7 protein-coding genes are annotated in these 7,244 nt (G+C 63.9%); 5 read left to right on the forward strand and 2 right to left on the reverse strand.

The window, feature by feature from the left end:
* Window positions 1-153 precede the first annotated feature (153 nt).
* Complete coding sequence (locus QZZ02_RS14205; protein WP_291845354.1) at window positions 154-2,583, forward strand: TonB-dependent receptor; 2,430 nt, start codon at window positions 154-156, stop codon at window positions 2,581-2,583.
* 188 nt (window positions 2,584-2,771) lie between these two features.
* A complete protein-coding gene (locus tag QZZ02_RS14210; RefSeq protein ID WP_291845356.1) occupies window positions 2,772-3,947 on the forward strand; it encodes a VWA domain-containing protein in 1,176 nt (391 codons plus the stop codon).
* A gap of 64 nt (window positions 3,948-4,011) precedes the next feature.
* On the opposite strand, the gene QZZ02_RS14215 is transcribed toward QZZ02_RS14210, so the two are convergent.
* Window positions 4,012-4,635 carry a glutathione S-transferase family protein gene (locus QZZ02_RS14215; protein WP_291845358.1) on the reverse strand — a complete coding sequence of 208 codons (624 nt, stop codon included), beginning with the start codon at window positions 4,633-4,635 and terminating at the stop codon, window positions 4,012-4,014.
* A 186-nt stretch (window positions 4,636-4,821) separates the two neighbouring features.
* Between QZZ02_RS14215 and QZZ02_RS14220 the strand changes: the two genes are divergently transcribed.
* Entirely contained in the window at window positions 4,822-5,142 is a 321-nt protein-coding gene (locus tag QZZ02_RS14220; protein WP_291845359.1) for a chorismate mutase, read from the forward strand.
* Window positions 5,143-5,163: 21 nt separating this feature from the next.
* Here QZZ02_RS14220 and QZZ02_RS14225 read toward each other — a convergent pair whose 3' ends face one another.
* Window positions 5,164-5,502, reverse strand: coding sequence for an Hpt domain-containing protein (locus QZZ02_RS14225; RefSeq protein WP_291845361.1), 339 nt, complete (start codon window positions 5,500-5,502; stop codon window positions 5,164-5,166).
* 144 nt (window positions 5,503-5,646) lie between these two features.
* Between QZZ02_RS14225 and QZZ02_RS14230 the strand changes: the two genes are divergently transcribed.
* On the forward strand, window positions 5,647-6,057 hold the full coding sequence (locus QZZ02_RS14230) for a hypothetical protein (protein ID WP_291845363.1): 411 nt from the start codon (window positions 5,647-5,649) through the stop codon (window positions 6,055-6,057).
* Window positions 6,058-6,125: 68 nt separating this feature from the next.
* A partial coding sequence (locus tag QZZ02_RS14235; RefSeq protein WP_291845365.1) for a hypothetical protein occupies window positions 6,126-7,244 on the forward strand: 1,119 nt, incomplete at its 3' end.

Genomic DNA, 7,244 nt, shown 5'->3' on the forward strand with positions numbered 1-7,244 from the left:
TTACAGGCTTCGCGTCGGCTTGAATAACTGAAAAAAATTCTGTTTCGTTTAATTGGGTCTCCGGACGGAGATTCCAAGGGGAAAAATCGGCCGCACACGCTTTTGTCACAGCGCGTCAGGCCGGAATTGGGCCAGGCGCCCAGCGGAGGAAACATGAAATCCACCACATCAGCCAAGCTTCGTGGCTTTCGCTACCTGCTCGCTTCGACAGCGGCCTGTATCGCGGTTTCCCCCGCGCTGGCCCAGGGCACGGACACGGGTGAGGACGTTATCGTCGTCACCGCGCAACAACGTGCCCAATCCTCGCAGGATGTGCCGATTTCGCTGCAAGTGCTGGACAGCGAGTTCATCGATGCCCTGGCCGCCGACGACATGGGCGATCTTGATGCTTTCGTGCCAGGCCTGGACGTTTCCAATGGCAGCCCGACGCAGCCGCGCTATTCGATCCGCGGCATTTCGACCAGCGATTTCGGGGTCGGCACCGATCCGGCTGTCGGCATTTATGTCGACGGCATCTACGCGGCCCGCTCGGGTGCGTCCCTGCTCGCCTTCAACGACATCCAGCGCATCGAGGTTCTCAAAGGACCGCAGGGCACGCTGTTCGGCCGCAATTCGGCGGCTGGCGCCGTCTCCATCATCACCCGAGAGCCGAGCGACGCGCTGGAAGGCCGCGTCGCCGTCCGCCTGGGCAGCAATAACCGCATCCGCACCGAGGCGATGATCAATATCCCGATCACCGACACGCTCGCCGTGCGCGCCAACTTCCTTGGCAACAAGGCCGATGGCTGGCTGACCGATGACGTCACCGGCGAGGATTACCGCCGCGAGGACTCCTCGGCTGACCGGATCACCGTGCGCTGGAACGCCACCCCGTCGACCGAAATCCTGCTGCGTCACAGCCGCGACAGCATTGACCAGGACGCCCGTCCTGCGATCGGCATTGTCAACCTGCCGGCCTCTCCCGGCACGCCGCCGCTCCCTGTCGACACCGCCAGCTATCTCAACCCGTTCGGCGCGCCGCTGCGTAATGATGTCGTGTTCAACCGGGAAGCGCGCGACCTCGCCGAAACCACGCTGACCATCCGCCAGGACATTGGCGCGATAACGCTGACCTCGCTGACCTCCTGGCGTGAATTCGACACGATGAACCGCGAGGACGAGGACGGTACCAACCGGATCGACACCTATTTCGACACTTCGAATGTCGAGGACAATGAGGCCTTCTACCAGGAATTCCGCCTCGCCGGCACGAGCGGTCCGGTCGATTGGCTGGTCGGCGCCAGCTATTATGACGAGACCGCCATCCAGGCCTCGGAGACCTATACCTTCACCGATACGGTCAACACCGTGCTGGGCAATATCGGTGCGGGCACGCCCTTCACCGATCTGGAATACGGGCTGCTGGTGCCGTTCGGCCTTCCCTTCACCATGCTCGGCCATTCCTGGGCGGAGAACATGAACAATCGGGGCGAATTCACCGCCCGCGCCGTGTATGCCGACATGATCTGGTCGGTGACCGACCGGATGAATGTCTCGGTCGGCCTGCGCTATACCGAGGATGAGAAATCCTTCCAGTGGCTCAATGGGCCGCGGGTCGCCAACGGTCTTGACCAGACCCTGGCTGCGCTTGACGGCGCCGGCATTCTCGCACTCGCCGGAGCCTCTCCGAACGACTTCCTGTTCGACTTCGTCTTCGACCTCACCCCGCTCGCCGGTGTGGCCTGCGACAATGGCGTCAATGTCGGCGAGGGCGTGCCCTGCATCCTGGAGGACAGCTGGAACAATCTCAGCCCGCGCCTCGTCGTCGACTACCAGCTGACCGACAATATCATGGTCTATGGCTCGTTCAGCGAGGGCTACAAGGCCGGCGGCTACAACTCGGTCGAGGTCGGCTCGCGCTTCGAGAACGAGACCGTCACCAGCTGGGAATTCGGCTTCAAGTCGGATTTCCTCGACCCGGACCTGATCTTCAACATGTCGGCCTTCTCCTATGTCTATGAAGGCAAGCAGTCGATCCGGCTGGTCGTGCCGACCGGGGGCGGCGTGCCGCAATACCTGGTCCAGACCTCCGATGACGAGGCCGTCGGCGTCGATATCGAGCTCGACTGGCAGGCCTCGGACGCACTGCGCCTTCACGGCAATGCGCAGTGGATCGACTCCACGCACAAGCGCCGCACCGACAGCAATGGCGCTGACCTGGCGGGCGAGCCGACCGGCGAACCCTTCTGGAATATCGCCTTTGGCGGCGAGTATGTGATCGGCTTCGCCAATGACAGCGAGCTCACCTTCCAGGCCAATCACGCCTGGCACGGTGAGAGCCGGTGCAACAGCCAGTCCGTCCTGCAGGGCACGTGCGGCGGCTATGACGCCTTCGCCACCGGCGAGGCGCGCAACCGTACCGACTTGCGGGCCCGCTGGACGGCACCCGATGGCGCGCTGACGGTCAGCGCCTTCGTCAACAATGTCTTCGACAACCAGTATGTCGAAGGCGTCAACAACATCACGGCGAGCACTCTGGGCACGCCGTTCGCCTCGATCTCGACGCCGCGGGTCTGGGGAGTGGAGTTCGGATACGACTTCTAGTCGGGTCACGAACGCCATTGCGGCTGGACGGCCTCGCCCTGACGGGCGGGGCCGTTTTCCGTTGGAGGATGGGTGCGCGCCGGGCGCCCATGATTGACGCCGGGCCCGCGTCCGACATTTGCGGATGACGGCAATCCGCGACACACCCCCACCCTTCCCTGCCGCGCGAACCCCGCTAGATTGGCCTCATGCTGCATCATTTCTTCACCGAACTCCGCGCCGCCAAGATCCCCGTCACCACGCGGGAATACCTGACCCTGCTGGAAGCCCTCGACAAGGGCGTGATCGAGCCGGAGATCGCGCATTTCTACTCGGTCAGCCGCGCGGCGCTGGTCAAGGACGAGAAGGATTTCGACAAGTTCGACATGGTGTTCGGCCATGTCTTCAAGGGCGTCGAAATGCTCTCCCAGATGTTCGAGGACAAGGAGATCCCGGACGAATGGCTGCACGCCATGATGAAGCGCATGCTCACCGAGGAGGAGATGGCCGAGCTCAAGGCCCTGCCCTTTGACGAGCTGATGGAGACCCTCAAGAAGCGCCTGGAAGAACAGGAAAAGCGCCATGAGGGCGGCAATAAATGGATCGGCACCGGCGGCACCTCGCCCTTTGGTCATTCCGGCTACAACCCGTCCGGCGTGCGCATTGGCGGCGAGAGCCAGAACAAGCGCGCCGCCAAGGTCTGGGAACAGCGCCGCTACAAGGATCTCGATGGCGAGCGCGAGCTGGGCACGCGCAATCTGAAAGTCGCCCTGCGCCGCCTGCGCAAATTCGCCCGCGACGGCGCCCGCGAGGAGCTCGACCTGGGCGAAACCATCGACGCCACCGCCAAGCAGGGCTGGCTCGATGTCATCATGCGGGCGGAGCGCCGCAATGCGATCAAGGTGCTCGCCCTGTTCGATGTCGGCGGCTCGATGGACCCGCATATCCGGCTCTGCGAGGAGCTGTTCTCGGCGGCCCGTTCGACCTTCAAGAATCTCGAATATTTCTACTTCCACAACTGCCCCTATGAGGGCGTGTGGCGGTCAAACCTGCGTCGTCGCACCGAGACCGTGCCGACCATGGACGTGATGCACAAATACCCGGCCGACTGGAAGGTCATCCTGGTCGGCGACGCGGCCATGGCACCTTATGAGATCACCCATGATGGCGGGTCGGTCGAGCACTGGAACGAGGAGGCCGGCGCGGTCTGGCTCAGGCGCATTGTCGACACCTGGCCGCACCTGATCTGGATCAATCCGACGCCGGAAAAATGGTGGGAGCACTCCTACTCCACCCGCCTCGTCCAGGACATTATCGGCGCCGACCGCATGTTCCCGCTGACCCTGGAAGGCGTTGACGCCGCGATGAAGGAATTGGCGCGTTAGCGCGTATGGGGACAGGTACAATTAACGCGTGTCGTTAATTGTACCTGTCCCCGAAAGCACGCGCCTAGGCCAGCGCCGTCACCCGGCCCTCGTCATAGTCCAGCTCCAGCTCGCTTTCGACGCGGGCGATCCAGCTGCGGACGCCGAGGAATTCGTCGAGATCGAAGCCGCCCTCATCGGCGACGCGGGTATAGGCCACCAGCGCGATATCGGCGAGGGTAAGCGTGTCGCGGACGATGAAATCGCGCGACAGCAGGCGCATTTCCATCACACCGAGCGCACGCCGGCCCTTGGCCATGAGCTGCGGGTCGATCGTGTCATCGCCCATGTTCATGAAGGCCTTCTGGAAGCGGCGCACGGCGATGAAGGGTTCGTGGCTGTATTGCTCCCAGAACATCCATTCCAGCATCTTTGCCTGGTCGAACGGATCTGCCGGGATCAGTTCGGAATCGCGGGCCAGATGGAAGATGATAGCGTTGGACTGGGCCAGGATGCGGCCATCCTCGCGCTCGAGACAGGGCACCTGTCCGGCCGGGTTGATGGCCAGGAAATCCTCGGTCCGGGTCTCGCCCTTCACGACATCGACCTCGTGCCAGTCATACGGAATGGCGAGCCGGTCGGCGCTCCATTTCACCTTGAGGCAATTGCCGCTGCGGCGGTCACCATAAATGCGCACTGGCTCGTTCATGAGACGACTCCCTTGTTCCCTCCAGCATAGCGCGACCGGCGGCGAGATCGATAGATGAAAGCGCGTCACGGCAGCGCAGCCAGGCCGGCGCGCCTGCGCCTGGCCGGGCAGCTGTGACAGTCCGCCGCTTGGGCGAGGCCGCGAGCCCGCCTATAACAGGCCAAACGAACACAGGTATCCGCCCGCATGAACACCCCGACCCGAACCGGCATCACCCCGCCCGAAGCCTGCCAGACCATGCAGGAGGTCCGCGAAGGCGTTGACGCGCTGGACCGCGAACTGGTCGCCCTCATCGCACAACGCGCCCGCTACATGGAGGCCGCAGCCCGCATCAAGCCAAGCCGCGACGTGGTGCGGGATGAATGGCGGATCAATGATGTAATCAGCAAGGTGAGCCGGGAAGCGCAAGCGATCGGTCTCGCCGTGGAGATCGCCGAACCGGTCTGGCGCGAACTGGTCGAACGCTCGATTGCCTATGAGTTCAGCGTCTGGGACGCCACGCGCTAGGGTCGGTCAGCCGGTTTTCCGTCAGTCTGCCGCCGCGAAAGCGAGTTCGGTTTCCCTGAACACATGTTCGACGGCCAGGCGGGCGCCCGGCCAGGCGGTTTCAGGTTGGGGCTCGACTTCATCGCAGATATCAGCCAGCGCAAAGGCACCGACACCGCGGGCGGCCCCCTTGAGCGTATGGCAGGCGGCGCGCCAGCTGGCCGGATCGCCTGGCGCCTCCATGATCGCCAGACAACGGCGGGCCTGCTCGCACATCAGGTCGAGCAATTCCGCGCGAAGCGCCGCGTCATCGCCGGTATAGCGAGCCAGATGGGCCGCGTCGAACAGGGGTGAGCCGGTGGATTTCATGGCAGCAATCATACGCTCCTTCTAGCGCCCGGGCCTTAACAGCCTCCTTAATTCGCCGCCCCGCCAAAGGCGTTCACTCATCTTGGTGAATAGGATGTTCACATTCCCGTCAGGCGCGAAATGTGAGGTTTTCCTTCGCATTCAAAGGAGGATCACATGCTGAAATCTGTCAAGCTGATCGCCTGCGGACTCGCGCTCGCCATGGGGGCCAGCGGCCTTGCCAGTGCCGCAACGGCCTCCGCCAGCGGGACGTCCCCAGGCATCAAGCTGGTCGTGGAGTCCGGTGAAAAACGCGTGCAGCGGCACCATCACCCGCGCCGCCACGGCTATCGCGACCGCCGGGCCTCGCGCCACCACCACGATTACCGGCGCGATAATCGCCACCATTATCGTGACGGACGCCGGCACGCCTCGCGCTGCTGGAGCGAAAGCCAGCGGTCAAGCTTTCGCGGCCGGCCGGCGCTGGTCTCCTACCGGGTCTGTACGGACCGTCACGGACGGACCTACACCGTGCGCGGTTCGACACGGCTGATCCACTATCTGCGCGGACATCGCCGCCACTGGTAGGCGCCCTTGCGCTTTGCCTTGAAGGCGAAACGACGGCGCGATATCTCTCGTGGCAAGGGAGAGACACCATGCCCAATCGCCTGAGCCGTTGTCCGAACCGTCGTCTGAGCCATCGATTGCTGCTGGCAGCTTCGGCCCTGGGACTGCTGGCGGCCGCCTGTTCGCCAGCGGCCGAGCGGGGGCCAGGGGGCTCCGGAGAGGCCGGGACGGCATTGCCGGGTCACCACGATGCGACGCAACCGGCTGCACGGCAGGACACAAGTCCGGCCGACAACGTCTCACCGCCGACCGACAGCCGCGAGCTTGCCGCCATCGACATCCAGGAGTGGGAAGTGCCCTGGGAGGGCCGCCCTCGCGATCCCTACTCGCCGGACGGCGAAACCGTCTGGTTCGTCGGCCAGGCCAATTCCTATCTCGGCCGCCTCGATGTCACGAGCGGTGCGATGAACCGTATCGAGATGCGCGACGGTGCCGGGCCTCACAATCTCATTGTCGGCACCGATGGCCGCGTCTGGTATGCCGGCAATCGTGACGCCCATATAGGCATTTACGATCCGCAAACCGGTGAATTCGACCATGTCGAGACGCCGCGCGAGACGGCTGCCGACCCCCATACCCAGATCTTCGACGGGCAGGGCCATATCTGGTTCACCAGCCAGCGCAGCAACACGGTCAGCCGGCTCGACATGGAGAGCCGCGCGCTCGACATCATCAACGTACCGACCGGATCGGCCCGCCCCTATGGTATCAAGCTCGCCCCGGATGGCACAATCTGGGTCGCCCTCTTTGGCACCCACAAGCTCGCCGCAATCAATCCGGACACCCTGGTCCTGACCGAGCACGACCTGCCGCGCGAAACCGCCCGGCCGCGCCGGCTCGACATCACCTCGGACGGGCGCATCTGGTATGGCGATTATGCCGACGGGTTTCTCGGCGTGCTCGATCCGTCCAACGGATCGGTCCGCGAGTGGCCGATGCCGTCCGGCGCCAATGCGAGACCCTATGCGATGGCCGTGGACGGGCAGGACCGGGTCTGGTTCGTCGAAACCGGTGTCGATCCCAACTGGTTTGTCGGCTTTGATCCGGACAGCGAGACCTTCTTCTCGATCACCGGAATCCCGTCCGGCGGCGGTGTCGTCCGGCACATGCAATACCTCGCTGCAACCGGCGAGATCTGGTTCGGCACC

This window comes from Maricaulis sp., from assembly GCF_015665295.1.
Classification (GTDB): domain Bacteria; phylum Pseudomonadota; class Alphaproteobacteria; order Caulobacterales; family Maricaulaceae; genus Maricaulis.

Coding starts and splice junctions, on each gene's coding strand:
- QZZ02_RS14205 (WP_291845354.1), top strand. CDS start 154: ATGAAATCCACCACATCAGCCAAGCTTCGTGGCTTTCGCTACCTGCTC.
- QZZ02_RS14210 (WP_291845356.1), top strand. CDS start 2,772: ATGCTGCATCATTTCTTCACCGAACTCCGCGCCGCCAAGATCCCCGTC.
- QZZ02_RS14215 (WP_291845358.1), bottom strand. CDS start 4,635: ATGAACGAGCCAGTGCGCATTTATGGTGACCGCCGCAGCGGCAATTGC.
- QZZ02_RS14220 (WP_291845359.1), top strand. CDS start 4,822: ATGAACACCCCGACCCGAACCGGCATCACCCCGCCCGAAGCCTGCCAG.
- QZZ02_RS14225 (WP_291845361.1), bottom strand. CDS start 5,502: ATGATTGCTGCCATGAAATCCACCGGCTCACCCCTGTTCGACGCGGCC.
- QZZ02_RS14230 (WP_291845363.1), top strand. CDS start 5,647: ATGCTGAAATCTGTCAAGCTGATCGCCTGCGGACTCGCGCTCGCCATG.